This window comes from Variovorax sp. GW821-FHT09B05 (genome assembly GCF_059418265.1).
Window position 1 is genome coordinate 159,862 of record NZ_JBWKPN010000006.1, and the last position, 26,104, is coordinate 185,965.

Sequence of the window (26,104 nt, forward strand, 5' to 3'; positions counted from 1 at the left end):
TCGGCTGGCAAGGAGGGGAAGAACCCACCGTTGCCAACCGAAAGGCCCGTTTCCATGTCCGCATCCCGTCCGTCCGTTCCGCGCGCCAGCGCGGAGCGCCGCTTCTCCGCCGCCCTGCGCCACGCGCTGATGGCGCTCGCCCTCGCCGGGCTGGCCGCGCCGCCGGCCCTGGCGGCCGAACCTTCGCCGCTCGATGCCGCGGTGCCCCGGGCCTACGACATTCCCGCCGGCCCGCTGGGCCGCACGCTCGCCAGCTTCGCGGTCGGCAATGGCATCGCGCTGTCCTTCGACCCCGCGCTGACGCAAGGACGCAGCAGCCCCGCGGTCTCGGGCCGCTACACCGCGCGCGAGGCCATCGAGCGCCTGCTCGCGGGCAGCGGCCTGCAGCTGGTGGCGCGCAGCGACGGCAGCTACACGCTGGGCCGGCGCGCAGCGGGTGCCGATGCCGCCACCGGCGCGCAGACCGGCATCGGCACGCTGGCACCGGTCACCGTCACGGCCGAGGCCGACCGCAGCGGCACCACCGAAGGCACCGGCTCGTACACCACGCGCGCCACCGCCGCGGCCACCGGCCTGGCGCTGTCGCCGCGCGAAACGCCGCAGTCGGTCACCGTGCTCACGCGCCAGCAGATCGAGGACCAGAACCTGCTCTCGCTCGGGCAGGCCATGAAGAGCGTCACCGGCGTGTTCGCGGTCAGCTCCGACAGCGACCGCACCGACCTCTACGCGCGCGGCTTCTACATCGACAACTACCAGTACGACGGCGTGCCGACCACGGTCACCACCGACTTCTTCGGCGCCTCCAACAACGACCCGGTGCTGTACGACCGCATCGAGATCGTGCGCGGCTCGACCGGCCTGCTGACCGGCGCCGGCAATCCCTCGGCCTCGGTCAACCTGGTGCGCAAGCATGCCGACAGCAAGGTGTTCGCCGGCAGCGCCTCGCTCGCGCTGGGCTCGTGGAACCTGCGCCGCGCCACCATCGACCTCTCGACCCCGCTGACCGAGGACGGCCGTGTGCGCGCCCGTGTCATCGGCATGACCGAGGACCGCGACTCCTTCCTCGAGCGCTACCACGGCCGCAAGCACGTGCTGTACGGCGTGGTCGATGCCGACCTCACGCCCGCCACCTCGCTGAGCGTGGGCATCGACTCCCAGGCCAGCCGCCCGAACGGGTCGACCTGGGGCGGCCTGCCGCTGACCTTCGGTGACGGTGGCCCCGCGAACTGGGCTGCTTCGAAGAGCATCGGCACGCCCTGGACCCACTGGGACGCGACCAACACCACGCTGTTCGCGAACCTCACGCATGCCTTCGGCAACGGCTGGAAGCTCAAGGCCAATGTCTCGCATCGCCAGAGCAAGCAGAACGCCAAGCTGCTCTACCTGTTCGGCGACCTCGACCGCCTCACCGGCACGGGGCTGGGCTCGCTGCCTGGCTACTTCGAGCACGAATTCCGCCAGAACAGCCTCGACCTGCAGGCCACCGGCCCGTTCGAGCTGCTGGGGCGCCAGCACGAGCTGATGCTGGGCCTGAGCAACACCCAGTCGCGCTACGTGCAGGCCAACCACGTGCGACTGAGCGCGCTGCCCGAGGTCGGCAATTTCTACCTCTGGAACGGCGGCTATCCCGAGCCGAGCTGGGGCCAGCTCGAGGTGTCGGGCATCGACAAGCTGCGCCAGACCGGCTACTACGGCGCCGCGCGCTTCTCGGTCACCGATTCGCTCAAGTTCATCCTCGGCGCGCGCCAGAACGACTGGCGTGCCACCCGCCTCACGGCCGACGACCGGACCACGCGCCGCCACGAAGTGCTGACGCCCTATGCGGGCCTGATCTACGACCTGGGCGAGCACTACTCGGCCTATGCGAGCTACACCGACATCTTCCAGCCGCAGAACTACCGCGACACCAGCGGCAGGTACCTCGACCCGGTGACCGGCAAGAGCTACGAGATCGGCCTCAAGGGCGAGCACCTGAACGGCAGGCTGAACAGCTCGCTCGCGCTGTTCCGCTCCGAGCAGGAGAACGTGGCGCAGCGCGACGGCACCCGCCTCGTGCCCGGCTCGACCGATGGCGCCTACTACGGCGCGCGCGGCGTCGTCACCAAGGGCATCGAGCTGCAGCTGTCGGGCGAGCTGGCCGAGGGCTGGCAGGTCAACGCGGGCATCGCGCGCACGCTCGGGCGCGAGGGCAGCGGCGACCGCATCAACCCCTCGATGCCGACCACGCTGGCCACGCTGTTCACCACCTACCGGCTGCCGGGCCGCTGGCACCAGCTCACGGTCGGCGGCGGCGTCAACTGGCAGAACCGCGTGTACTACCCGTTCAGCGTGGGCGACGTCGACATGCGCTACACGCAGGGCTCGCGCGCCGTCTTCAGCCTGATGGCGCGCTACGCGGTCTCGCCGCGGCTGTCGCTGCAGCTCAACATCGAGAACCTGTTCGACAAGCGCTACAACGTCAACATCGACGGGCAGGCCTTCGCGGGCACGCCGCGCCATGCGGTGGCGACGCTGAACTACAAGTTCTGAGGGGGGCGGGGAGGGGGCGATCGGACATTCGTCCAATGGCGCGAAAAGGCGCCGCGGCCGACAGTAGCGGCTCCCGTCACTCCCTTGCCAAGACCCTCTCATGAAGCACTTCCAACGCCTCCAACTCGCCGCCGCCGCCCTCGCCGTCGGCCTCTCGTTCTCCGTCACGGCCGCCAGCGCGGCGGGCCCGGCCGCGGCCGCCGCCGCCAACGCATCGCCCAGCGTGGTGCTGGTGCACGGCGCCTTCGCCGATGGTTCCGACTGGGCCAAGGTGATCCCGCTGCTGCAGGCCAAGGGCGTCAATGTCGTCTCGGTGCAGAACCCGCTGACCTCGCTGGAGGACGACGTGGCCGCCGCCAAGCGCGCCATCGACGCCCAGCCCGGCAAGGTGGTGCTGGTCGGCCACTCGTGGGGCGGTACCGTGATCACCGAGGCCGGCGGCAACGACAAGGTCGCCTCGCTGGTCTACGTGGCGGCCTTCGCGCCCGACGCGGGCCAGAACTCGGGCGAGCTCGGCAAGGACTATCCCGCGCCGCCCGGCTTCGCACACATCGCGGCCGATGCCTCGGGCTTCCTGCGCCTCACGCCCGAGGGCATGAGCAAGCACTTCGCGCAGGACCTGCCGGCCGCCACCACGCGCGTGATGGCCGTGACGCAGGGCCCGATCCAGGCCAAGGCCTTCGAGCAGAAGGTGTCGGCCGCCGCCTGGAAGACCAAGCCCTCGTGGTACATCGTCAGCAGCGCCGACCACATGATCCAGCCCGCGCTGCAGCGCGACATGGCCAAGCGCATCGGCGCGCACGTGACCACGCTGAACACCAGCCACGTGCCGCAGCAGGCGCAGCCCGCGAAGGTGGCCGAGGTGATCCTGGACGCCGTGCGCCAGTCGAAGTAAGGTGCCGGCCGCGTGCCGCGCCGCGTTCGTTCGCGGCCGGCACGCCGTGCCGTCGTCTTTCACCGGATCCTTCGCCTTGCAGTCCTCCGCCCACGTTCCGCTCTTCGATGCCATCAAGGCGCTCGCCTTCGTCGGCGACCTCAGCATGGGCCAGCCCATCGACCATTCGGCGCGCGTGGCGTGGATCGCCGCGCGGCTGGCGCAGGCCATGGGCCGGGACGATGCGGCGCAGGGCCACGCGGCCTGCGTCGCGCTGCTGCGCTGGTCGGGCTGCACCGCCAACGCGCCCGAGTTCTCCGACCTGCTCGGCGACGACGTCGGCGGACGCCGCGCGATGCTCGCGACCGCTTCGGCGCGCGAGGCCGCGGCCTTCGCGGGCACGGTCGGCTCGCTGGCCGAGATCCATTGCGAGGTGTCGGGCGAGATCGCGCGCTTCCTCGGCCTGCCCGAGGCGGTCGAGCGGCCGCTGCGCCACATGTTCGAGAACTTCGACGGCAGCGGCAAACCGGCGGGCCTGGCCGCGCCGCATATTCCGGAGGCGGTGTACCTGGCCACGCTCGCGGGCGATCTCGAGATCTTCTCGCGCACGCATGGCCTGCAGAGCGCGCTGCGCCAGATCGCCGAGCGCGCCGATGGGCGCTATCCCGCGGCGCTGGTGCAGGTCGCGCAGCAGCACGCGGTCGACTGGCTGCATGCGCTCGACCAGGGCGCCGCGGCCGACCTGCAGGCGCCCGAGGGCGCGCTGCGCGACGCGGTGGCACCGCTCGAGCTGATCGCCGACGTGATCGATCTCAAGATGCCGTGGATGACCGGCTTCTCGCGCCGCGTGGCCGAAGCGGCCGCCGCCTGCGCCGCGGGCCTGGGGCTCGATGCCGCGGCCTGCGAGCAGGTGCGGCGCGCCGCGCTGATCCACGGCATCGGCCGTGCCTCGGTGCCGAACGCGGTCTGGGATTCGCCGAAGTTGCGCAGCGAGGCCGACAAGGAGCGGCTGCGCCTCGTGCCCTACTGGACCGAACGCGCCGCGCGCCGCATCGAGGCCTTGCGGACCGAGGCCGAGATCGCTTCCTTCGTCGACGAGCGGCTCGATGGCTCGGGCTTCTTCCGCGGCGTGAAGGGCGCGGCGATCGGCACGGCCGAACGCGTGCTGGCCGCGGCGGTGCACTGGGTGCTGCTGCACACGGGCGCGCCGGGCCGGCCCGCGCTGGCGGCCGCGGAGGCGGAAGCGCAGCTGCGTCGCGAGGCGGAGCAGGGCCGGCTCGATGCGGCCGCCGTCGCTGCATTGACGGGGCGCGAATCGGTGGCCGCGAAGACGCCCGCCGCGGAGGGCGAAGCCAATGCCTTGCTCTCGTCGCGCGAGGTCGAGGTGCTGGGCCGCATCAGCCTCGGCGAGAGCAACAAGGAGGCGGCGCGCACGCTCGGCATCAGCCCGAGCACGGTGCGCGCGCACCTCGAGAACATCTTCCGCAAGCTCGGCTGCACCACGCGCGCGGCCGCGACCCTGAAGGCGATGACGCTCGGTCTGCTCTGAGGTTTCAGCCCGGCTCGGGGCCGGTCTCGGGCGCGTTGCCCGTCATCATCTGGCTCAGCAGGCCGGCGAGCGCCTCGCGCTGGCCGGTGTCGAACATGCGCAGCAGATGCAGCTCGGCGGCGGCGTGCTTGGGCATCGTCTCGTCGGCCAGCCGCATGCCCTTGGCCGTGAGCTTCACCAGCACGCCGCGGCCGTCGTCGGGATGGATCGAGCGCTTGACCAGCCCTTCCTGCTCGAGCCGCTTGAGCAGGTTCGACAACCCGCCCGAGGTGAACAGCAGCGTGCTCTGCAGCCGCGAGGGCGACAGCCGGTAGGGCGCGCCGGCCACGCGCAGGGTCGCGAGCACCGCGTACTCCTGGTACTTGATGCCGAAGGGCTGCAGCACCGCGTTGATGGTGCGCAGCACCACCTCCTCGAGCCGCAGCAGCCGGCCGACCACCGCCTTGCCGCTGCTGTCGATGTCGGGCCGCTCGGTGCGCCACTGCCGGATGCCGCGCTCGACCAGGTCGCCGCCGGTCGCGGGTTGCAAGGCCTCGGGCGCGGGAACCTCGAGCGCTTCGCGCGCCTTGGCACCGCGGGGTCGCGGCGGGCTCTTCGATGCATCGTCCTTGTGCTGCATGGCGTCCTTTCGATGGCGATTTGCGTGCGTTCGCGATGCGTCTTGGTGCATCGCGCGGCAGCGGGTTGGTACCTATCTTAAATGCCTTGCGTTTATCTTTTGCAAAAGATAAAGTGAATCGCATCGCGCTTCGATCCCCTCCAGCCTTCGCTCTCACAGGAGTCGCTTCCATGAAAACCGCGCTCGCACGTTGCCTGTCCCTGGGCTTTGCCTCCTTGCTGATGTCGGGTGCGCTGCACGCCGAGGAGCTGGTGGTCGGCATCTTCGGCGGCTCCTTCGCCGACGACTCGAAGACCTGCCACATCGCCTCGTTCGAGAAGAAGACCGGCGCCAAGGTGGCGCTCAAGCTCGGCAGCTCCTCGCAGTTCGCCGCGGCCATTCGCGCGACCGGCGGCAAGTCCGACTTCGACGTGGTCTACATCGACAACTCGCTCGCGGCGCAGCTCAAGAACGAGAAGCTGCTCGAGACCATCGACAAGTCCAGGCTCGCGAATGCCGCCGACATCTCGCCGCGCGCGCTCGACAAGGACGGCCAGTACATCGTGTTCATGACGGGCGCCACGGTCATCGTCTACGACACCAAGCAGATCAAGACCCCGCCCACTTCCTGGGCCGATCTCGCCAAACCCGAGTACGACGGCCGCCTCGCCATCGGCGACATCAGCGGCACCTCGGGCTCGCAGTTCCTGATGGCGCTCAACCGCATGAAGGGCGGCGAGCTGAGCAACATGGACGCCGGCTTCGCGGCCGTGAAGCCGATCGCCAAGGCCTCGGTCACGCTCTATACGCAGGCCGACCAGATCGTCTCGCTGTTCGAGCGCCAGGAGATCGCCGCCGCCGTCTGGTACCCCGACCGCGCGGGCTCGGCCATCGACAAGGGCCTGCCGCTCGCGATCGTCTATCCGAAGGAAGGCGCGGTCGGCATCCTGCCCGCGCTGGTGATTCCCAAGGGCGCGAAGTCGCCGGCGCTCGCGCTCAAGTACATCGACGAGGTGCTGTCGAAGGAAGGCCAGGCCTGCTTCGCCGAGCGCAAGTACGCGGGCCCGGTCAACACCCAGGTCAAGCTCAGCGACAAGGCCGCGAAGATCGTTCCGTACAAGGAGACCTTCGACAAGCTCTGGCTGCCCGATCCCGAGCAGGTCGCGAAGTCCATGCCTGAGTGGACCCGCCGCTGGCAGCGCGAAGTCGCGCGCTGAGCGCCGCCGCCGTTCCCACGATCCCGTACGCCCAATGCCCGCACTCACGCTGGAGCGCCTCGAGAAGCGCTACCCCGGACACGTCGCCGCCTCCTCGGTCTCGCTGTCGGTCAACGACGGCGAATTCATCTCGCTGCTCGGCCCCTCGGGCTGCGGCAAGACCACGGTGCTGCGCATGGTGGCGGGCCTGATCGAGCCCACGGGCGGCCGCATCCTGATCGACGGCCGCGACGTCACCGCGCTGCCCACCAACAAGCGCAACATCGGCCTGGTGTTCCAGTCCTATGCGCTGTTCCCGCACATGAGCGTGTTCGAGAACGTCGCCTTCGGCCTGCGCCGCCAGGGCGTGCAGGGCGCGGAGCTCACGCGCCGCGTCGAGCAGGCGCTGGCCAGCGTGCGGCTCTCGGCGCTGGGCGACCGGCTGCCGCGCCAGCTCTCGGGCGGCCAGCAGCAGCGCGTGGCGGTGGCGCGCTCGATCGCGCCGCGCCCGAGCATCCTGCTGTTCGACGAGCCGCTGTCCAACCTCGACGCCGCGCTGCGCGACGAGATGCAGATCGAGCTCAAGCGGCTGCAGCGCGAGGTCGGCATCACCACGCTGTTCGTCACCCACGACCAGGGCGAGGCGATGTCGATGTCCGACCGGGTCTGCGTGCTGGCCCATGGCGTGGTGCAGCAGTTCGACACGCCCGAGGCCATCTACCACCGCCCGGCCACGGGCTTCGTCGCGAGCTTCATGGGCCGGCCCAACCGGCTCGGCGGCAAGCTCGCGCGCGCTGGCGGTGCCGCGGCCACCGTGCAACTGCGCGACGGCCCGGTGCTCGCCGTGGCCCAGGCCGAGGGCATCGCCGATGGCGCCGCGGTCGACGTGGTCGTGCGCCAGGAGGACATCCGCTTCCTCGGCGCGCAGGATTCCTCCGACGCCGCGAACCTGCCGCGCTACGAGGCCCGCGTCGCGATGCGCTCCTTCGTCGGTTCGCGCGTGCAGTACTTGCTGGCCCTCGGCGGCATCGAGCTGATCGCCGAGGCCGCCACCAACGGCCCGCATGCCGGCCTCGAGGTCGGCGCGCCGGTCGGCGTGGCGATCGATCCGCGCCATGTCTACGTGAACGCCGCGGCATGAGATCGCGCCACACCGCCGGCGCCTTGCTGGCCTCGCCCCTGCTGCTGGTGCTGCTGCTGGCCTTCGTCGCGCCGGTGCTGCTGATGGTGCCGCTGAGCCTGCATCCCTACGTGCCCGGCAGCGGCATCGCCAGCGGCTGGACGCTGGCCAACTACACCAGCATCCTCACCGACGAGTACTACCGCGAGGTGGTGCTGCGCACGCTGGTGCTGGGCTTCGGCGTCACCGCGATCTGCCTCGTGCTCGGCTATCCGCTGGCCTACTACATCGCCAACGCGGGCCCGCGCATGCGGCTCGCGCTGACCATGCTCGTGATCTTCCCGATGCTGCTCAACCTCGTGGTGCGCTCCTTCGGCTGGATCGCGCTGCTGGCCAACCGCGGCCTCATCAACAACCTGCTGATCGACATCGGCCTGATCGAGCGCCCGATCCGCATGATGTTCAACCTGTTCGGGCTGCTGGTCGGCATGTCGCACATCTTCCTGCCTTTCATGGTGCTGATGCTGGTGCCGGCGATCCAGGCGATCCCGAAGGACGTGCAGTCGGCCGCCTACACCCTGGCCGCGAGCCGGCTGCGCGTGTTCTGGTCGATCACGCTGCCGATGAGCGCGCCCGGCATCCTCTCGGGTTCGATCCTGGTGTTCGTGCTGACCATCAGCGCGCTGGTCACGCCGCGCATGCTCGGCGGCGCCACCTACAAGGTGATGGCCACGCTGATCTACGACGACTTCCTGCAGACGCTCGACTGGCCGGCCGGCGCCGCCATGTCCTTCGTGCTGACCGCGCTCACGCTGGCCGTGATCGCGCTGTCGAGCCGGCTGCTCAAGCGCTGGGGAGGCCAGGCATGAGCACGTCGACCGAAACGCAGCGCCAGGGCCTGGGCCTCGCCGCCACCGCCATCGCGGTGGTCGTGTTCCTGCAGATCCCGGTGCTGGTGGTGGTGCTCGCGGCCTTCAGCAAGACCGCCTACCTCACGATTCCGCCCAAGGGCCTGACCCTGCACTGGTTCGAGGTGGTGCTGCGCGATCCCGAATACCTCTCGGCCGCCTGGACCAGCCTCTGGCTCGCCGCCGCCTCGACCGCCGCCGCGCTGGTGCTCGGCCTGATCGCCGCCTATGCGATCCACCGCCGCATGGTGCCGGGCGCGGCCGCGCTGACCTCGCTGTTCATGGCGCCGCTGGTGCTGCCCTCGGTGGTGCTCGGCGTGGCGCTGCTGCAGTACTACACGATGACCGGCCTGCGCGGCAACTCGCTGGGCCTGTGGCTCGCGCACGTGGTCATCACCGTGCCCTACGTGGTGCGCGCCAGCCTCGGCAGCCTGGCGGCGGTCGACGAGTCGCTGGAAGACGCGGCGCGCGTGCTCGGCGCCGACGGCTTCACGAGCTTCCGGCTCGTCACCCTGCCGCTGGTCAAGCCCGGCCTCGTGGCCGGCGGCCTGTTCGCCTTCATCACCTCGCTCGACAACGTGCCGGTGTCGGTGTTCCTGCTCTCGGCGAGCCAGACCACCTTGCCGGTGAAGATCTTCACCTCGGTGGAGCAGGGCGTCGACCCGAGCGTCGCCGCGGTCTCCACCCTGCTGATCGTGGCCACCGGCATCGTGCTGCTGCTGGCCGAACGCTGGACCGGCTTCCACAAGCACGTCTAGACCCTTCTTCCTCTTCTTCCCCAGGACTTCGCGATGCCCACCACGAGCAAAGGCTTCCCGCTCATGCTGACCTTCGACCTCGACGCCGAGACCATGTGGACCGGCCGCGATCCCGCCAACGCGCAGCGGCCGATCCTGATGTCGCAGGGCGCCTACGGCTGGAAGGTCGGCATGCCGCGCATCCTCAAGCTGCTGGAGCGCTACGGCATCCACTCCACCTTCTTCGTGCCGGGCGAGGTGGCCGAGAAGCATCCCGAGCTGATGCGCGAGGTGATCGACCGCGGCCACGAGGTGGCGCACCACAGCTACAGCCACCGCTGGATCGTCGGCCTCACGCCCGAGGAGGAGCGCGAGGAGATGGAGAAGGGCCTCGAGGTGTTGACCCGCCTGACCGGCGCCCGCCCGCGCGGCTGGCGTTCGCCCGCGGCCGAGTTCAGCGCCATCACGCTCGACCTCATCAAGGAGTACGGCTTCGACTACTCCTCGAACTTCTTCGACGACGACTCGCCCTACCTGCTCGAGATCGGCGGCCAGCGCACCGACATCGTCGAGCTGCCGTTCCGCTGGGTGCTCGACGACGCGCCCTTCTTCCAGTACTCGATCACGCTGCCGGGCCGCACCCTGCAGGCGCCCTCGGCCGCGCTCGAGGCCTGGAAGAGCGAGTTCGACGTGCTGCATGCCGAGGACCGCATGATGATGGTCGGCATGCACCCGCAGATCATCGGCCAGCCCTCGCGGCTCAAGGTGCTCGAGGGCCTGATCGAACACGCGCTCGCGCATTCCGACGTGTGGATCGACCGCTGCGACCGCATCTCCGACGACATGCGCCCGCGCCTGCAGGCCGCGGTGGCCGCATGAACGCCATCGCTGCCAATCCGGCGGCGCCGCGCCAGCTGATCGTGAGCGGCGGTGCCAGCGGCATCGGCCTCGCGGTCGCGCGCATGGCGGTGGCGCGCGGCGCGCGCGTGGCGCTGCTCGACCGCGACACGGCCGCGCTCGCCGACGCCGTGCGCCTGCTCGGCGAGGCGGCGCTGGCGCTCGAATGCGACGTGAGCGATGCGCCGGCCGTGCGCACCGCGGTGGACCGCGCCGCGCAATGGCTGGGCGGCGTCGACGCGCTGGTCAACTCGGCCGGCATCGATGCGCTGAAATCGCTCGAGACCACCAGCGACGAGGAATGGGCGCGCGTGCTGGCCGTCAACCTCACCGGGCCGATGCTGGTGTGCCGCGCCGCGCTGCCGCACCTGCGCGCGGCCGGTGGCGGCAGCATCGTCAACATCGCCTCGGGCGCCGGCCTGCGGCCGCTGCCCAACCGCACCGCCTACTGCGCGAGCAAGGCCGCGGTCATCATGTTCGGCAAGTCGCTCGCCATCGAGACCGCGGCCGACGGCATCCGCGTCAACGCGGTCTGCCCGGGCGCGATCGACACGCCGCTGTTCCGCACCAGCTACGAGAACGCCGACGATCCCGAGCGCGCGCTGGCCGAGATCCGCGAGCGTTACGCACTGGGCCGCATCGCCGCGCCCGAGGAGGTGGCCGAGGCCGTGCTCTACCTCAGCGGCCCCGGCGCCAGCTACATCACCGGCACCGCGCTCGCCGTCGATGGCGGCCGCACCTTCCACTGAAAGGCCCGCGATGACATTCGACCGGCGCGTGGCGGTGGTCACCGGGGGCGGGCAGGGCATCGGTGCCGCCGCGGTGATGGAGTTCCTGGGGCGGGGCGCGCGCGTCGCGGTGCTCGACCTCGACTGCGCGCCGCTCGACGCGCAACTGGCCGGCGACGGCGTCACGCCCGGCCTGGCCTCGCGCTGCCTGCGCGTGAGCGGCGACTGCACCGATGCGGCGGTGGTCTCGGCCTTCTTCGACGGCGTGGAATCGGCCTTCGGCCCGGTCGACATCCTGTTCAACAACGTCGGCCAGAGCGCGCGCGAACGCGGCGCGCCCTTCGTCGAATCGCGGGAGGAGGTCTGGCGCTTCGTGCTCGAGGTCTCGCTGCTCACCGCCATGCGCGCCTCGCGACGCGTGGCGCCCGGCATGAAGGCGCGCGGCTTCGGCCGCATCGTCAACATGAGCACCGACGCGGCCTTCGTCGGCGACGTGGGCCTGGCCGACTACGCGGCCGCCAAGATGGGCGTGGTGGGTTTCACGCGCTCGCTGGCACGCGAGCTCGCGCCGCATGGCGTCACGGTCAATGCCGTGTGCCCCGGCGCGATCCGCACCCGCGCGCACGACAGGCTCGACCCCGAGGTGCTCGCGCGCATCGTGGCCGACACGCCCGCGGGCTTCATCGGCACGCCACGCGACGTGGCCACGGCCGTGGCCTTCCTGGCGGGCGACGACGCCCGCTTCATCACCGGCCAGACGCTGCTGATCGACGGCGGCCGCTGGATGCTCTGACTCCGACTTCGAGGAACGACCATGGATCTGATGGACCACGGCGCCGTGGCGCTGGCCGCGCTGGTGCGGCGCAAGGAAGCCTCGCCGGTGGAGATCGTGCAGGCCGCGCTCGCGCGCATCGAGGCGCGCCGCGAGATCAACGCCTTCATCACCGTGACCGCCGACCAGGCGCTGGCCGCCGCGCGCCGCGCGGAAGCAGCCGTGATGGCCGGCGAGCCGCTGGGCCCGCTGCATGGCATTCCCTATTCCGTGAAGGACCTGACGCTGACGGCCGGCGTGCGCACCACCATGGGCTCGGCGATTCACGAGGACTTCGTGCCCAAGGACGACGCGGTGGCCGTGGCACGCGCCAAGGCGGCCGGTGCGATCCTGATCGGCAAGACCCTCACGCCCGAGTTCGGCCACAAGCAGGTGCCGACGGCACCGCTGTTCGGCCGCACGCTGAACCCCATCAACCCGGCCTACACGCCCGGCGCCTCGAGCAGCGGCGCCGCTGCCGCGGTGGCGGCCGGCATGGGACCGCTGGCGCTGGGCACCGACGGCGGCGGCTCGATCCGCATTCCCGCGGCCTGCTGCGGCATCGTCGGCCTCAAGGCCACGCTCGGCGTGGTGCCGCACCTGCAGGCCCCTGACCTCTATTCGGCCAACTCCTTCACCGGCCCGATGGCGCGCGACGTGGCCGACACCCGGCTGCTGTTCGAGGCCATCGCGGGCTTCGATGCGCGCGATCCCTGGGGCGCGGGCAGTGCGCCGCCGCGCCGTGCCGCGCCGGTCTCGCTGCGCGGGCTGCGCGTGGCCTGGCTGCCGAGCGCGGGCAATCGCGTCGATCCCGAGGTGGAGGCCATCGCCGGTGCCGCCGTGCAGGCGATGGCGCGCGAGGGCGCCATCGTCGAGACCGTGCAGCTCGACTTCGTCTCGCTCGAGAAGCATTTCCTGGTCGTGCTGCAGTCGCTGCTGGCCGCGCGCGTGGGCGCCAACCTCGAGCGCTTCGGCAACCGGCTCGATGCCTCGCTGATCGATGCGGTGCAAAAGGGCCGCCGCCACACGGCCGTCGACCTGCACGAGGCCACCTTCGCCAAGACGCGTTGCTTCAACGAGCTGCAGGCGCTGTTCGAACGCTTCGACGTGCTGGTGTCGCCCACGCTGTCGGCGCCGCCGCTGCCCATCGACATGGACGTGAGCGGCGAGATCGAGATCGCCGGCCGGCCCGCGGGCACGGTGCGCGGCGCCTGGTATCCCTACACCTATCCGATGAACCTCACGGGCCATCCCGCGCTGTCGATGCCCTGCGGCTGCAGCGCCATCGGCCTGCCGATCGGGCTGCAGCTCGTGGGCCGCTGGTACGACGACCACTATCTGCTCGATGTCGCAGCGCTGGTCGAGCAGGCGCTCGGTTGAGCGATCCCCTTTCTTTCACCGCGAGGTCCTCCATGCCGTCCTTCATCCGCCGATCCCTTGCCGTCGCGGCCTTCGCGGCCTGCCTCCTTCCGGCCGCGCAGGCCCAATTGCCGCCGGGCCTCGCGGGCGGCAACCTGCGCATCGTCGTCGGCTATGCGGCCGGCGGCGCGGCCGACACGGTCGCGCGCCTCTATGCCGAGCAGCTCAAGGACGCGGGCTTCGGCAGCATCGTGGTCGACAACAAGCCCGGCGCCTCGGCGCGCCTGGCCTGGGACACGGTGAAGAAGGCCAAGCCCGACGGCCTCACGCTCTACCTCGCGCCGTCGCCGCTGCTCACCATCCTGCCGCTGACCTACAAGACGCCGGGCTACGACGCCGACAAGGACCTGGTGCCGGTCGCGCTGCTGGTCGAGATTCCCACCGCGGTCGTCACCGGCGCCGGTCAGCCCTACAGCTCGATGAAGCAGTACGTCGAATGGGCGAAGAAGAACCCGAGCAAGGCGACGCTGGGCCTCGCGACCATCGGCAGCTCGGGCCACCTCGGCGCCTTCGCGCTCGCCAAGGCGCAGGGCTTCGAGCTCACGCCCGTGGCCTACCGCGGCGCATCGCCGATGCTGATCGACGTGGTCGGCGGCGAGCTGTCGATGGGCTGGGACGCGGCGGCCAGCATGATGCCGCTCTACAAGGGCGGCAAGATCAAGTTCCTCGGCCTCAGCGGCGACAGGCGGCTGCCGGCCCTGCCCGACGTGCCCACGGCCAAGGAGCAGGGCTTTGGCGAGTTCGTCGCGGCCACGAGCTGGTATGCGGTCTATGCGCCCGCGGGCACGCCGGCCACCGCGCTGTCGGCGCTGGAGCGCGGCTTTCTCGCGGCCGCGGCCAAGCCCGAGCTCGCGCGCAGCCTCGAGGCGGCCGGGCTGGTCGCCCATGCCGAGGGCCGCGCCGAGCTCGCGCAGCGCGCGCAGCGCGAGCGCAGGAACTGGGAGCCGATCGTCAAGGCAGCCGGCATCGTCATCGACGAATAGCACGCACGAAGGCTCGATGTCCATGTCCGACGATTCGCTCTTCTTCACGCCCGCGACCGAGCTGGCCGGCCTGATCCGCGCGCGCCAGCTCTCGCCGGTCGAGCTGGTGACGGCGGTGCTCGCGCGCGCCGAGCGCCTGCAGCCCACGCTCAACTGCTTCATCACCCTGACACCCGAACGCGCGCTGGCCGAGGCCCGCCGCGCCGAGGATGCCATCGCGGCCGGCCGGCCGCTGGGCGCGCTGCACGGCATTCCGTTTTCGGTCAAGGATCTGGTCAACACCGAGGGCGTGGCCACCACCTTCGGCGCCGTGATCCACCGCGACAACGTGCCCGCCGAAGACGCGGTGAGCGTGGCGCGCCTGCGTGCCCAGGGCGCGATCCTGATCGGCAAGACCACCACGCCCGAGTTCGGCTCGGGCCCGCTGACCAACTCGCCGCTGTTCGGCAGCACGCGCAACCCATGGAACCTCGCGCGCACCTGCGGCGGATCGAGTGGCGGCGCCGCGGCCGCGGTCGCCGCGGGCATCGCGCCGCTCGCGGTCGCCACCGACGGCGGCGGCTCCACGCGCATTCCGGCCGCCTGCAACGGCGTGGTCGGCATCAAGCAGTCGGTCGGCGTGATCCCGCACAGCCAGGCGCAGGACCTCTACGGCAACCAGACCTACGTCACGCCGATGACCCGCACCGTGGGCGACACCGCGCTGATGCTGCAGGCGATGGCCGGGCCGTCGCCGGTCGATCCTTGGTCGATCGGCCTGCGTTCGCACGACTACGTGGCGGCCGCCGCCAACCCCGGCGACCTGCGCGGCCGGCGCGTGCTGTGCTGCGCCGCGCCGCCGGGCCGGCCGGTGTCGGCCGACGTGGCGCGCAACTTCGAGGCCGCGCTGCGCACGCTGAAAGACCTGGGCGCGAGCATCGAGCACTTCGATGGCGAAGGCTTCGAGGTCGAGCCGATCTGGCGCGCGATCAACCACACGGTGTGGCGCGCGCGCTTCGGCCCGCTGGTCGAGCGGCATCCCGACAGCTTCAGCGAGACCTTCCGGCGCCAGGTCGAGTCGGCGGCCGGCGTGAGCGGCGTCGAATACCAGGAGGCGATGTTCGCGCGCTCGCAGCTGTTCAAGCGCGTGCAGGCGCTGTTCGAGCGCGCCGACCTGCTCGCGATGCCTACGCTCACGCGCTCCGCGGTGGCGCTCGAGCAGGATCTGTTCGCGCCGCTCGACATCGACGGCCAGCCGTACGAGAACGTGCGCGCGCACTGGTATCCGTGGACCATGCCTTTCAACATGACCGGGCACCCGGCCATCAGCCTGCCGAGCGGTTTCGGCGGCGACGGCATGCCGCTGGGCCTGCAGCTCGTGGGCCGTTTCCAGGACGACGCGACACTGCTGAGCGCGTCGGCCGCGTTCGAGGCCGCCACGGGATTCATGGCGCGGCGACCCGCGCTCGCTTGAGGAGCACCGCCGATATCATCGGCGCATGAAGCAACACACCCGCTGCAGCTGGGCCGAGGGCGATGCCCTGATGAGCGCCTACCACGACGCCGAATGGGGCGTGCCCGAGCGCGATCCGCGCATGCTCTGGGAGACGCTGATGCTCGAGGGCTTCCAGGCCGGCCTGGCCTGGATCACCGTGCTGCGCAAGCGCGACACCTTCCGCGACGCCTTCGCAGGCTTCGATCCCCAAAAGGTCGCGCGCTTCGACGAGAAGGACATCGAGCGGCTGATGGGCAATCCCGGCATCATCCGCGCGCGGGCCAAGATCGAGGCCACCATCCGCGGCGCCCAGATCTACAACGAGATGGCAGCGCGCGGGGAGAGCTTCACCGACTTCTGCTGGTCCTTCACCGATGGCAAGGTGATCGAGAACGACGGCAAGACGCGCACCGTGTCTTCCGAGCTGTCCGAGCGCGTGTCGAAGGAACTCAAGAAGCGCGGCTTCAAGTTCGTCGGCCCGACCATCGTCTATGCCTGGCTGCAGGCGGTGGGCATCGTCAACGACCACGACGCGGCCTGCTTCCGGCGCGCGCAGGTCGCGAAGGTCGCGCAGGGGGCCAAGGCGGGCTGAGCGCCGCGCGCCGGGGCCGGTGCGCCTTTCTCGTCGCTTCTTTCGTCTCTTCCGACGATGCGGCACCCACCGGGCCGCGACAAGATCGTCCTCCACACAGACAAGGCCGCCCGCGGCCAAGGAGACGGACGATGCCGGGCCCATTGCAAGGATTGCGCGTGATCGAGATGGCGGGCCTCGGCCCCGGTCCCTTCTGCGCGATGCTGTTCGCCGACATGGGCGCCGAGGTGCTGCGCATCGAGCGGCCCGGCACGCCGCGCAACCCCCACGACATCCTCGCGCGCGGCCGCAGCCTGCTGCAGATCGACCTGCGCGCCGAGGGCGCGGCCGCCACCGTGCGCGATGCCATCGCGCGCGCCGACGTGCTGATCGAGGGCTTCCGCCCCGGCGTGATGGAGCGCCTGGGACTCGGTCCGGCCGATTGCCTCGCGCTCAATCCGCGCCTGGTCTACGGCCGCATGACCGGCTGGGGCCAGCACGGCCCGCTGGCGCAGGCGGCCGGCCACGACATCAACTACATCGCGCTGAGCGGCGCGCTGCACGCGGTCGGCCGCGCGGGCGAGCCGCCGGTGCCGCCGCTCAACTACGTCGGCGACTTCGGCGGCGGCGCCATGTTCCTGGCCTTCGGCATCCTCGCGGCGCTGCACGAGGCCAAGGCCTCGGGCCAGGGCCAGGTGGTCGATGCCGCCATGACCGACGGCGCCGCGCTGATGTCGGCCATGATGTACGGCCTCAAGGCCGGCGGCCGGTGGAGCAACCAGCGCGGCGAGAACCTGATCGACGGCGGCGCCCACTTCTACGACACCTATGCCTGCGCCGACGGCCGCTATGTGGCCATCGGCGCCATCGAGCCGCAGTTCTATGCGCTGCTGCGCGAGCGCTGCGGCATTGCCGACGACCCGGCCTTCGATGCTCAGATGGATGCCGCGCGCTGGCCGCTGCTCAAGCTGCGCCTGGCCGACGTTTTCCGCACCCGCACGCGCGACGAATGGTGCGCGCTGCTCGAGGGCAGCGATGCCTGCTTCGCGCCGGTGCTCGACTGGGACGAGGCGCCCGCGCATCCGCACAACGTGGCGCGCGGCACCTTCGTCGAGGTCGATGGCGTGGTGCAGCCCGCGCCCGCGCCGCGCTTCAGCCGCAGCGCGCCGCCTGCGCTCTCGGGCGAGCCGCGCGAGGAAGGCGCGGCGCTGCTGCGGCGCTGGGGCGTGGGCGAGGACGCCGCGCCGTCGCTGCGCGCGGCCTGAGCGCCGCCCCGCGGCCGCGCATCGGCATCGGCATCGGCAAGACAGAGGAGGCTCCCATGTACCTGACCCAGTCCCTGCACAAGGGCCGCCGCGAGAAGGGCGAGGCCACCGCCATCGTCAGCGGCGCGCACCGCCTCGGCTTCGGCGAATTCACCGACCGCGTCGCGCGGCTCGGTGCCGCGCTGCAGCAGCTCGGCATGGCGCGCGGCGACCGCGTGGGCATGATGAGCCTCAACTCGCACCGCTTCGTCGAATACTTCTTCGGCACCTGGTGGGGCGGCGGCGTCGTCAACCCCGTCAACATCCGCTGGAACCCGAAGGAGGTCGCCTACTCGCTCGACGACTGCGACACCCGCATCCTGCTGGTGGACGACCTGTTCGTGCCGCTGGTCGGCGAGCTGCGCCGGCTCTCCACGTCGCTGCGCACCGTGGTCTATTGCGGCGAGCGCGAGGTGCCCGAGGGCATGGTCGGCTACGAGGCGCTGCTGGCCGGCACCGCGGCCATCGACGACGCGCCGCACACCGGCGACGAGCTCGCGGCCGTGATGTACACCGGCGGCACCACCGGCCGGCCCAAGGGCGTGATGCTGAGCCACGGCAGCCTCTGCATCAATGCGCTGGCCACCGTCGCGGCCCTGCCGCGCGATGGGCACGAGGCGGTTTCGATCGTCGCCGCGCCGATGTTCCATGTCGCCGGCTGCGGCATCGCGATCCAGAACATGCTGCGGCTGGTGCCCATGCACGTGGTGCCGATGTTCGACGAGCTCGCGGTGCTCGACACCCTGCAGCAGGCGCGCGTCACCGAGATGTTCCTGGTGCCGACCATGATCAAGCGCGTGATCGAGCATCCGCGCTTCGGCGAGTTCGACCTGTCGCGGCTGAAGCTGCTGTTCTACGGCGCCGCGCCCATCGATGCCGCGCTGCTCGACCAGGCCATGCGCGCGTTGCCGGCCACCGCCTTCGCGCAGGTCTACGGCATGACCGAGCTGTCGCCCGTGGTCACGGCGCTGCCGCCGCGCTGCCATCTGCCGGGCCCCGACCGCGACCGCCTGCTGCGTTCGGCCGGCACGCCGATCGCCATCGCCGAGGTGCGCATCGTCGACGGCGAGGACCGCGAGCTGCCCGCGGGCCAGGTCGGCGAGATCGTCGCGCGCGGGCCGATGGTGATGCAGGGCTACTGGAACAAGCCGGCCGAGACCGAGGCTGCGCTGCGCGGCGGCTGGATGCACACCGGCGACGGCGGCTACATGGACGCGCAGGGCTTCGTCTTCGTGGTCGACCGCATGAAGGACATGATCGTGAGCGGCGGCGAGAACGTCTATTCGGCCGAGGTCGAGAATGCCATCGCGCAGCTGCCGCAGGTGCTGATGTCGGCCGTGATCGGCGTTCCCGACGACCAATGGGGCGAACGCGTGCATGCCGTGATCGTGCGGCGCGAGGGCATGGCGCTCGAGGCCGAGGCCGTGATCGCGCACTGCCGCGCGCAGATCGCGAGCTACAAGTGCCCGCGCAGCGTGGAGTTCCGCGATGCGCTGCCGCTGTCGGCCGCGGGCAAGCTGCAGAAATTCCAGCTGCGCGATCCCTACTGGGCGGGCAAGCAGCGCCGCGTGGGTTGAAGCCGCGCACAGAATATCAACGAAGAGACGAACGAGGACGCCACACACATGACGATCGACTTTCGCCGCTCCTGGAGCGATGAGGACCTGGAGCGCTACCGCGACACCGTGGTGCGCTTCATCGAGGCCGAGATGGTTCCGCACGACGAGGAGGCGCGCAAGCGTGGCCACGTCGGCCACGAGATCTGGCGCAAGGCCGGCGCGCTCGGATTGCTGTGCGCCGACATCCCCGATGAGTACGGCGGCGCCGGCGGCGACTTCCGCCACGAGGCCGTGTTCTACGAGGAGGCCGCGCGCCGCGGCCTCAGCGGCATGGCGACCTCGGTGCACAGTATCGTCGCGCACTACTTCCTCAACCATGGCACCGAGGCGCAGAAGCAGCACTACCTGCCGCGCATGGCGCGCGGCGAACTGGTCGGCGCGGTGGCCATGACCGAGCCCGGCGCCGGCTCCGACCTGCAGGGCGTGCGCACGCGCGCCGAGAAGAAGGACGGCGGCTATGTCATCAACGGTTCCAAGACCTTCATCACCAACGGCTTCCTCGCCGGCGTGGTGCTGGTGGTGGCCAAGACCGATCCCGCGCAGGCCGCCAAGGGCACCTCGATCCTGATCGTCGAGACCGAGGGCTGCGAGGGCTTTCGCGTCGGCCGCGTGCTCGACAAGATCGGCATGAAGGCGCAGGACACCTCCGAGCTCTTCTTCGACGACGTGCGCGTGGCGGCCGATGCCGTGCTCGGCGGCGTCGAGGGGCAGGGCTTCTTCCAGCTCATGGGCGACCTGCCCTACGAGCGCACCATCATCGGCGTCAGCGCGCTCGCCACCATGGAGGGCGCCTACCAGGCCACGCTCGACTACGTGCGCGACCGCAAGGCCTTCGGCAAGCCGATCGCCGAGTTCCAGAACACCAAGTTCAAGCTCGCCGAGATCGCGACCCAGATCAAGGTCGGCCGCGCCTTCATCGACCGCTGCGTCGAAGACCTCGTCGCCGGCACGCTCGACACCGCCACCGCCTCCATGGCCAAGCTCTGGGGCTCGGAGGCGCAGGGCCGGGTGGTCGACGAATGCCTGCAGCTCTTCGGCGGCTACGGCTTCATGAACGAGTACATGGTGGCGCGCATGTATGCGGATGCGCGGGTACAGCGGATCTATGGCGGGACCAACGAGATCATGAAGGAGGTGATCTCGCGGGCGTTGTGAGCGGGCCTGCCGGGCCCCCTAGAATCCGCGCCGGCCGTGGGCTGCGAGGAGAACAGGATGTTGCAGGGAGTGGGTGGGAAGCGTTGGGTCCGTGTCTGCGTGGTGGCCGCCGCCGGCGTGCTGGCGTGTGCGGGGAGTGGCGCCCAGACGTCGGTGGCGTCGAATTGCGAGCCCGGGCCGGGAGGTTCGGTGACCGTCAGGATCGGGCACGTCGCGCCGATGACCGGCGCGCTGGCCCATCTCGGCCGCGACAACGAGGACGGTGCCGTGCTGGCCATCGAAGACCTGAATGCGCGGTGCCTCCTCATCGGTACCCAGCGCGCGCGGTTCGAACTCGTGGCCCGCGACGACGGCGCCGATCTGCAGAAGGGCCCCCGCGCGGCGCTGTCGCTGGTGGTCGCGGGCGTGAACGGCGTGGTCGGGCACCTGACTTCGAGCGTCACCATTCCGACCGCGAGGATCTACCACGATGCGGGCATCGTCCAGATCTCTCCAAGCGCCAGCAGACCGCCCTACACCCAGCTGGGCTATGCCACGGCGTTCCGGGTGATCGCGCACGACGATCGGCTCGGCGAGTTGTTGGGCCGCTATGCGGTCGAGGTGGCCGGGGGCCGGCGGATCGCAGTGGTCGACGACCGCACGGACTACAGCACCAGCATCGCCGACGCCTTCGAGGCCGGCGTGCTGCAGGCCGGTGGCACGGTGTTGCGCCGCGATCAGGTGATGGACGACGGCGCCGAGCTTGGCGATCTGGTCGCGAAGCTGCGCGCCTCGAAGCCCGATCTGGTCTTCTATAGCGGCATGGACACGGCGGCCGGTCCGTTGCTGCGCCAGATTCATGGCGCCGGCCTGAATCCTGTCTTCATGGGTAGCGACGGCATCTGTACCGGCGAATTGCCACGGCTCGCCGGCGCCAAAGCGATGCGGAGCACCGTGCTGTGCGCCGAAACCGGCGGCACCGAAGAGAAGTACCAGCCGGCCCTGCGCGCGTTCAAGGACCGGTTCAAGCAGCGTTTCGGCGTGTCGACGCAGCTTTTTTCACCCCATGTCTACGATGCCGTGCAGGTGATGGCGCAGGCCATGCGCAACGCGGGTTCGGCCGAGCCGGCCAGGTACCTGCCGGCGCTCAAGGCGATCTCGTTCACCGGCGTGACGGGCGCGATCTCTTTCGATGACCGCGGCGACCTGCGCGATGGGCCGATCATTCTCTATTCCTACAATGGCATGCGCCGCGTCAATGTGGCGGTGCTGCGCTGATCAGGAGAGCGGCGCCGTGCCTAGGGCCGCACCGTGATGGCAGTCAGTTCCGAGACTTCTCGCAACCCCGGTGCGCCATCGGGCCCGGTGACTTCCACCTGGTAGCGAACGTAGTTCTTCGCCTCGGGCGAGTACCAGGAGGTCCAGGCATTCTTGCCGACTCCCACGGAAGGTCCCGCGTCCGCCGTCCCGGTGTGAACCACCTTGAGCGCCCTGAACCTGCCGGCGCTGGTCTCCACGTCCTCCCAGCCCGTCACTTCAGCCGCCATCCGGAAGGTGGTGGTGATCCTGTTGTCCGGCGTCGAAGTGGCGTACTCGTAGCGCCATTGCTTGCCCGGAAAGAGAGGCCAGGCAAAGTTGACGCGTGTGCTGTTCTTGCCGTTGGCGACATGCACCATGTCGAGGTTCGCGTGATTCGTCATTTCGAAAGGGGGATGGCGCGTGGGCTTGCCGTTGGCCGCGAAGCTCCTCATCTCGATCTCCATGCGAACGTATTCCTCCGTAACGCCCAGCACGGTGAACATGGCTTCGGTCTTGGGGCGTCCCGACCATTGATCCACGGTCTGGTATTTCCAGGTGTCTCCCGGCGAGACCTTGGGCGCTTCGACCGCCTGGCCCATCGACGGCGATGACACGGCCATGGCCGCGGCCAGCAGCATGCCGGCCGAATACGCTGCGAACATGAACTCCTCCTTGAAATACTGAAATCCCGCGCGCGAATTATCCGCGGCGCTCCCTACCGGATCACTCCCAGCCGCCGCGCGATCGCCACCGCCTGCGTCCTGCTCTTCGCATCGAGCTTCATGTTGATGTTGCGCAGGTGCGTGCGCACCGTGCTGTCCGACACGAACAGCTTCTCGGCCATCGCGCCGTTCGAATAGCCCTCGGCCAGCAGCTGCAGCACGCGGATCTCCTTGCGCGTCAGCGGCTCGCTGGCCGCGAGGCCGTCGGGGCCCGCGGCGTCGGCGTTCTCCGCCTCGCCGCCATCGGGCAGGGCCATCGGCCCGGCTGCCTGCAGCAGCCGCTGCACGTATTCGCCGAGGATCGGATCGCTGCTGCCGCGCGCGGTGGCGCTGTCGTGCAGCGCGTGCGCGAAGCGCTGCACCAGCAGCGCGGCGGCCGGGCCCTCGTCGAGGATCAGCCGCATGTAGCCCTCGTGGCTCGCGGTCTTGAGCACCTCGGCGGCTTCGGCGATGGCCTCGGCCAGGCTGCCCGCGCGCTGCAGTGCCAATGCACGCAGCAGCCGCAGCTTGAGCACGCGCCGCAGCCGCGCGACGGCGAGGGCGGCATGCAGCTCGGCGTCGATGCTGTCGAGGGCCGCGCGCGCGTCGCCGAACGCGATCTCCCAGCGTGCGCGCGCCAGAGTCAGGTAGTCGAGCTCGTGCGCGGGCAGGCGCTGGAGCTTCTCGCGCGCCCACAGGGCCGGATCGTCGGCGCGCGCGAGTTCGTCGCGCGCGGCGGGGCCGTTGCCCTGCAGCAGCAGCATGCGCGAGCGCTCGAGCTTGGCGCCGGCCACCACGCGCGGCAGCTGGCGCTGGTGGCCCAGGTACTCGAGCTCGGTCAGGGCCTGGAACGCGGCATCGATGTCGCCGGCATGGAAGGCGATGCGCGAGCGCATCGCGTGGCTCAGGATCATGTGGTCGGGCAGGCCCACGTCGCGCGCCAGCGGCAGGTAGACGTTGAGCAGGTGCTCGGCCTGCAGCAACTGGTTCGACTCGTAGACCGAACCCGCGTAGAGCACGCCGGCCCAGGCGTTGCCGTGGCTGTGGTTGTACGAGACCGCATGGGTCGCATCGACCGCCATGCGAAAGCGCGCGGTGGCCTGGCGCAGCCGGCCTTCCTGCAGGTCGAACAGGCCGGCCAGCGACTCGGTGTACATGCGGTTGAAGGTGCTGCTGCCCTGCTGGCGCCGCGCGGCGTCGAGCAGGCGCTGCGCCTCGTGCTGGTCGCCGCGCACCGCGAGGATGTGCGCCATCGCGTTGAGCAACACGCTGTCGGCGAAGGGCAGGCCGGTGGGCAGCCGCGCCAGGCTCAGGCGGCCGGCCTCGTAGGCCTCGTCGTGCCGGTCCTGCATCGCCAGCAGCAGCGGGATCAGCGTCTGCGCGCTCGCGCGCACCGCGGGCGTGGGGCTGTCGAGGCAGCCCGAGCTCTCGAGCTGCTGCATCGCCTGCCAGGGGCCGTGCGTGAAGCAGGTGGCCCACAGCGCGATCGGCTGCAGCGCGGGATGCTCGCGCAGCTGGTGCTCGGGGATGGCCGAGAACCAGCGCGCGAGCATGCGCATGCGGCCCTGCTCGAGGAAGCGGCCGGCATAGCTGTCGAGCAGGGTCAGCGCATGCGGATGGTCGCCGCCCTCGATCGCATGGTCGATCGCGGGCACCGGCCGCTGCTGCGATTCGTACCAGCCCGAGGCCGCGAGATGCAGCCGCGCGATCTCGCCGGGCATCTCGCGCGCGAGCTGGGCGCGCAGGAAGTCGGCGAACAGGCTGTGGTAGCGCCAGGCGCCGTCGCCGTCCGCGCCGCCGTTCACCGGCGTCAGGAACAGGTTGGCCGCGGCCAGCCGCTCGAGGATGGCCGCGCTGTCGGCGCGCGGGTTGAGCGCCTGGCACACCGAGGCATCGAGCTGGCGCAGGATGCTGGTGCGCAGCAGGAACTCGCGCACCTCGGCGGGCTGGTGCGCGAGCACGTCCTCGGCCAGGTAGTCGGCCACCGCGCGGTCGGAGCCCGAGAAGCGTTCGACGAAGCCGGTCGCGCTGCCATGGCGCTCGAGCGCCATCGAGGCCAGCCAGATCGCCGCGATCCAGCCCTCGGTCTTGCGGTGCAGCTGCGCGAGCAGTTCGTGCGGCAGGGCCTGCGCGGCGGCGTCGCCGGCGTGCGGCCGAAGGCCGAAGAAGGCGCCGGTCTCCTCGAGGCTGAAGCGCAGCCGGTCGGTGTCGATCTCCTCGAGCTGGCCGCGCGCGCGCAGCCGGCCCACGCCGAGGTCGGGCAGGCCGCGCGAGCCGATCACCAGCTTGCCGCCGCGCGGCAGGTGCTCGACGATCTCGCGCACCAGCCCGATCACCGCGGGTTCCTGCACCCCCTCGAAGTCGTCGAGGAACAGCACGAAGGGCGCGTCGTGCGCGGCCAGCGCGGCCACCGCGTCGAAGGGCGTGCGGGCGCGCGGCTCCTCCACGCCGAGGCGCAGCACGGCCTCGCCGAGGCCGGCCAGGAAGCGCGAGACGTCGTTGTCGGCGCGGTCCAGCGTGATCCAGGCGGTGGCGATGCCGCGCGCCTCGATGCGCTCGCGGCTTTGCGCCATGGTGGTGGTCTTGCCGAAGCCCGCGGGCGCGCGCACCAGCACCAGCTTGACCGCGCTGGCCGCGATGCGTTCGCAGATCGCGTCGCGCAGCACCTGCGTGGCGGCGAAGGCCGGCGGGCTGAGCTTGGTCTCGAGGATGCGGGCGGAAGGAGCGGACGACATCGCGAACGGCGGAGTGGGGCGCGGGCCGTGCGGTTGCCGCGGGGGAAAGCGGATACCGTCGGTTCCGACGATGCCCGCGTCGATTCTGCTTCCTAAACTGGCCGGCGCCAAACCATCCAGCAAGGACCTCCGAAGATGCAACTCGATTCCCGCATTGCCGCCGTCGTCACCGGCGGCGCCTCCGGCCTCGGCGCGGCCACCGCGCGGCGCCTGGCCGGCCATGGCGTGAAGGTCGCGCTGTTCGACCTCAACGCGGCGCAGGGCGAGGCGCTCGCGGCCGAGATCGGCGGCGTGTTCTGCCAGGTCGATGTCACCTCCGAGACGCAGGTCGACGCGGCCTTCGAGCGCGCGCGCGCCGCGCACGGCCAGGAGCGCGTGCTGGTCAACTGCGCGGGCACCGGCAATGCCGTGAAGACCGCGAGCCGCGACAAGGCCACGGGCGAGATCAAGCACTTTCCGCTCGCCAACTTCGACCGCATCATCCAGATCAACCTGGTGGGCACCTTCCGCTGCATCGCCAAGTCGGCCGCCGGCATGCTCACGCTCGACATGCTCGAGGACGGCGAGCGCGGCGCCATCGTCAACACCGCCTCGGTGGCCGCGCAGGACGGCCAGATGGGGCAGGCCGCCTACACCGCCTCGAAGGCCGGCATCGTCGGCATGACCCTGCCGATCGCGCGCGACCTCATGAGCGAGGGCATCCGCGTCAACACCATCCTGCCGGGCATCTTCGACACGCCGCTGCTGCAGGGCGCGCCCGACAACGTGAAGGCCGCGCTGGCGGCCTCGGTGCCGTTCCCGAAGCGGCTGGGCAACCCGGCCGAGTACGCGGCGCTGGCGGAGCTGATGATCACCAACGGCTACTTCAACGGCGAGAGCGTGCGGCTCGACGGGGCGATCCGCATGGCGCCGCGCTGA

22 protein-coding genes are annotated in these 26,104 nt (G+C 70.7%); 19 read left to right on the forward strand and 3 right to left on the reverse strand.

Going from position 1 to position 26,104, the window contains the following annotated elements:
* Window positions 1-54 precede the first annotated feature (54 nt).
* The 3 genes from fhuE to AC07RM_RS17510 all read left to right on the forward strand — a co-directional run bounded on the left by fhuE (window position 55) and on the right by AC07RM_RS17510 (window position 4,952).
* Window positions 55-2,529 (forward strand): ferric-rhodotorulic acid/ferric-coprogen receptor FhuE, encoded by a 2,475-nt coding sequence (gene fhuE / locus AC07RM_RS17500; protein WP_495335331.1) that lies wholly within the window; start codon window positions 55-57, stop codon window positions 2,527-2,529.
* A gap of 100 nt (window positions 2,530-2,629) precedes the next feature.
* Window positions 2,630-3,424 carry an alpha/beta fold hydrolase gene (locus AC07RM_RS17505; protein WP_296778620.1) on the forward strand — a complete coding sequence of 265 codons (795 nt, stop codon included), beginning with the start codon at window positions 2,630-2,632 and terminating at the stop codon, window positions 3,422-3,424.
* Between the two features lie 76 nt (window positions 3,425-3,500).
* Window positions 3,501-4,952, forward strand: coding sequence for an HD domain-containing phosphohydrolase (locus AC07RM_RS17510; RefSeq protein WP_495335332.1), 1,452 nt, complete (start codon window positions 3,501-3,503; stop codon window positions 4,950-4,952).
* A gap of 4 nt (window positions 4,953-4,956) precedes the next feature.
* Here AC07RM_RS17510 and AC07RM_RS17515 read toward each other — a convergent pair whose 3' ends face one another.
* Window positions 4,957-5,571: a MarR family winged helix-turn-helix transcriptional regulator gene (locus tag AC07RM_RS17515; protein ID WP_093343321.1), complete on the reverse strand. Its 615-nt coding sequence runs from the start codon at window positions 5,569-5,571 to the stop codon at window positions 4,957-4,959.
* 170 nt (window positions 5,572-5,741) lie between these two features.
* On the opposite strand from AC07RM_RS17515, the gene AC07RM_RS17520 reads away from it, so the two are divergent.
* From AC07RM_RS17520 to AC07RM_RS17590, 15 genes are all read left to right on the forward strand, one after another.
* Complete coding sequence (locus AC07RM_RS17520; RefSeq protein WP_093343319.1) at window positions 5,742-6,767, forward strand: ABC transporter substrate-binding protein; 1,026 nt, start codon at window positions 5,742-5,744, stop codon at window positions 6,765-6,767.
* A 34-nt stretch (window positions 6,768-6,801) separates the two neighbouring features.
* Window positions 6,802-7,887: an ABC transporter ATP-binding protein gene (locus AC07RM_RS17525; RefSeq protein ID WP_495335333.1), complete on the forward strand. Its 1,086-nt coding sequence runs from the start codon at window positions 6,802-6,804 to the stop codon at window positions 7,885-7,887.
* Window positions 7,884-8,735, forward strand: a complete 852-nt coding sequence (locus AC07RM_RS17530) for an ABC transporter permease (RefSeq protein ID WP_057589639.1) — start codon at window positions 7,884-7,886, stop codon at window positions 8,733-8,735. Before AC07RM_RS17525 ends, AC07RM_RS17530 begins: the two co-directional genes overlap by 4 nt.
* Complete coding sequence (locus AC07RM_RS17535) at window positions 8,732-9,532, forward strand: ABC transporter permease (protein WP_296778607.1); 801 nt, start codon at window positions 8,732-8,734, stop codon at window positions 9,530-9,532. The genes AC07RM_RS17530 and AC07RM_RS17535 overlap by 4 nt, the downstream gene beginning before the upstream one ends.
* Window positions 9,533-9,565: 33 nt before the next feature.
* The gene (locus tag AC07RM_RS17540) at window positions 9,566-10,390 is read left to right on the forward strand and encodes a polysaccharide deacetylase family protein (RefSeq protein ID WP_479671982.1); all 825 of its coding nucleotides are present in this window, start codon (window positions 9,566-9,568) and stop codon (window positions 10,388-10,390) included.
* Window positions 10,387-11,157, forward strand: coding sequence for an SDR family NAD(P)-dependent oxidoreductase (locus tag AC07RM_RS17545; protein WP_495335334.1), 771 nt, complete (start codon window positions 10,387-10,389; stop codon window positions 11,155-11,157). Before AC07RM_RS17540 ends, AC07RM_RS17545 begins: the two co-directional genes overlap by 4 nt.
* 10 nt (window positions 11,158-11,167) lie before the next feature.
* Window positions 11,168-11,929 carry an SDR family NAD(P)-dependent oxidoreductase gene (locus AC07RM_RS17550; RefSeq protein ID WP_495335335.1) on the forward strand — a complete coding sequence of 254 codons (762 nt, stop codon included), beginning with the start codon at window positions 11,168-11,170 and terminating at the stop codon, window positions 11,927-11,929.
* Window positions 11,930-11,950: 21 nt separating this feature from the next.
* A complete protein-coding gene (locus tag AC07RM_RS17555) occupies window positions 11,951-13,327 on the forward strand; it encodes an amidase (protein WP_495335336.1) in 1,377 nt (458 codons plus the stop codon).
* A 32-nt stretch (window positions 13,328-13,359) separates the two neighbouring features.
* Entirely contained in the window at window positions 13,360-14,349 is a 990-nt protein-coding gene (locus tag AC07RM_RS17560) for a Bug family tripartite tricarboxylate transporter substrate binding protein (RefSeq protein WP_495335337.1), read from the forward strand.
* A gap of 16 nt (window positions 14,350-14,365) precedes the next feature.
* Window positions 14,366-15,802, forward strand: a complete 1,437-nt coding sequence (locus AC07RM_RS17565) for an amidase (RefSeq protein WP_495335338.1) — start codon at window positions 14,366-14,368, stop codon at window positions 15,800-15,802.
* A 25-nt stretch (window positions 15,803-15,827) separates the two neighbouring features.
* A complete protein-coding gene (locus AC07RM_RS17570) occupies window positions 15,828-16,415 on the forward strand; it encodes a DNA-3-methyladenine glycosylase I (protein ID WP_495335339.1) in 588 nt (195 codons plus the stop codon).
* A 131-nt stretch (window positions 16,416-16,546) separates the two neighbouring features.
* On the forward strand, window positions 16,547-17,659 hold the full coding sequence (locus AC07RM_RS17575; protein ID WP_398493312.1) for a CaiB/BaiF CoA transferase family protein: 1,113 nt from the start codon (window positions 16,547-16,549) through the stop codon (window positions 17,657-17,659).
* A 56-nt stretch (window positions 17,660-17,715) separates the two neighbouring features.
* Window positions 17,716-19,275 (forward strand): long-chain-fatty-acid--CoA ligase, encoded by a 1,560-nt coding sequence (locus AC07RM_RS17580; RefSeq protein WP_495335340.1) that lies wholly within the window; start codon window positions 17,716-17,718, stop codon window positions 19,273-19,275.
* Window positions 19,276-19,323: 48 nt separating this feature from the next.
* Window positions 19,324-20,472, forward strand: coding sequence for an acyl-CoA dehydrogenase family protein (locus tag AC07RM_RS17585; RefSeq protein WP_495335341.1), 1,149 nt, complete (start codon window positions 19,324-19,326; stop codon window positions 20,470-20,472).
* A 189-nt stretch (window positions 20,473-20,661) separates the two neighbouring features.
* Window positions 20,662-21,729, forward strand: a complete 1,068-nt coding sequence (locus AC07RM_RS17590; protein ID WP_495335342.1) for a branched-chain amino acid ABC transporter substrate-binding protein — start codon at window positions 20,662-20,664, stop codon at window positions 21,727-21,729.
* 20 nt (window positions 21,730-21,749) lie between these two features.
* Here the strand turns inward: AC07RM_RS17590 and AC07RM_RS17595 are convergent, their stop codons facing one another.
* Complete coding sequence (locus tag AC07RM_RS17595) at window positions 21,750-22,412, reverse strand: hypothetical protein (protein ID WP_093343299.1); 663 nt, start codon at window positions 22,410-22,412, stop codon at window positions 21,750-21,752.
* 53 nt (window positions 22,413-22,465) lie between these two features.
* Window positions 22,466-25,186: a winged helix-turn-helix domain-containing protein gene (locus AC07RM_RS17600; RefSeq protein WP_495335343.1), complete on the reverse strand. Its 2,721-nt coding sequence runs from the start codon at window positions 25,184-25,186 to the stop codon at window positions 22,466-22,468.
* Between the two features lie 135 nt (window positions 25,187-25,321).
* Between AC07RM_RS17600 and AC07RM_RS17605 the strand changes: the two genes are divergently transcribed.
* A complete protein-coding gene (locus AC07RM_RS17605) occupies window positions 25,322-26,104 on the forward strand; it encodes an SDR family NAD(P)-dependent oxidoreductase (protein WP_057589659.1) in 783 nt (260 codons plus the stop codon).

Bases quoted from the DNA above. Each gene is read 5' to 3' on its own strand.
- AC07RM_RS17560 (WP_495335337.1), top strand. From the start codon at position 13,360: ATGCCGTCCTTCATCCGCCGATCCCTTGCCGTCGCGGCCTTCGCGGCC.
- AC07RM_RS17555 (WP_495335336.1), top strand. From the start codon at position 11,951: ATGGATCTGATGGACCACGGCGCCGTGGCGCTGGCCGCGCTGGTGCGG.
- AC07RM_RS17585 (WP_495335341.1), top strand. From the start codon at position 19,324: ATGACGATCGACTTTCGCCGCTCCTGGAGCGATGAGGACCTGGAGCGC.
- AC07RM_RS17540 (WP_479671982.1), top strand. From the start codon at position 9,566: ATGCCCACCACGAGCAAAGGCTTCCCGCTCATGCTGACCTTCGACCTC.
- AC07RM_RS17600 (WP_495335343.1), bottom strand. From the start codon at position 25,186: ATGTCGTCCGCTCCTTCCGCCCGCATCCTCGAGACCAAGCTCAGCCCG.
- AC07RM_RS17575 (WP_398493312.1), top strand. From the start codon at position 16,547: ATGCCGGGCCCATTGCAAGGATTGCGCGTGATCGAGATGGCGGGCCTC.
- AC07RM_RS17505 (WP_296778620.1), top strand. From the start codon at position 2,630: ATGAAGCACTTCCAACGCCTCCAACTCGCCGCCGCCGCCCTCGCCGTC.
- AC07RM_RS17580 (WP_495335340.1), top strand. From the start codon at position 17,716: ATGTACCTGACCCAGTCCCTGCACAAGGGCCGCCGCGAGAAGGGCGAG.
- fhuE (WP_495335331.1), top strand. From the start codon at position 55: ATGTCCGCATCCCGTCCGTCCGTTCCGCGCGCCAGCGCGGAGCGCCGC.
- AC07RM_RS17535 (WP_296778607.1), top strand. From the start codon at position 8,732: ATGAGCACGTCGACCGAAACGCAGCGCCAGGGCCTGGGCCTCGCCGCC.
- AC07RM_RS17550 (WP_495335335.1), top strand. From the start codon at position 11,168: ATGACATTCGACCGGCGCGTGGCGGTGGTCACCGGGGGCGGGCAGGGC.
- AC07RM_RS17545 (WP_495335334.1), top strand. From the start codon at position 10,387: ATGAACGCCATCGCTGCCAATCCGGCGGCGCCGCGCCAGCTGATCGTG.
- AC07RM_RS17520 (WP_093343319.1), top strand. From the start codon at position 5,742: ATGAAAACCGCGCTCGCACGTTGCCTGTCCCTGGGCTTTGCCTCCTTG.
- AC07RM_RS17605 (WP_057589659.1), top strand. From the start codon at position 25,322: ATGCAACTCGATTCCCGCATTGCCGCCGTCGTCACCGGCGGCGCCTCC.
- AC07RM_RS17565 (WP_495335338.1), top strand. From the start codon at position 14,366: ATGTCCATGTCCGACGATTCGCTCTTCTTCACGCCCGCGACCGAGCTG.
- AC07RM_RS17525 (WP_495335333.1), top strand. From the start codon at position 6,802: ATGCCCGCACTCACGCTGGAGCGCCTCGAGAAGCGCTACCCCGGACAC.
- AC07RM_RS17570 (WP_495335339.1), top strand. From the start codon at position 15,828: ATGAAGCAACACACCCGCTGCAGCTGGGCCGAGGGCGATGCCCTGATG.
- AC07RM_RS17515 (WP_093343321.1), bottom strand. From the start codon at position 5,571: ATGCAGCACAAGGACGATGCATCGAAGAGCCCGCCGCGACCCCGCGGT.
- AC07RM_RS17530 (WP_057589639.1), top strand. From the start codon at position 7,884: ATGAGATCGCGCCACACCGCCGGCGCCTTGCTGGCCTCGCCCCTGCTG.
- AC07RM_RS17595 (WP_093343299.1), bottom strand. From the start codon at position 22,412: ATGTTCGCAGCGTATTCGGCCGGCATGCTGCTGGCCGCGGCCATGGCC.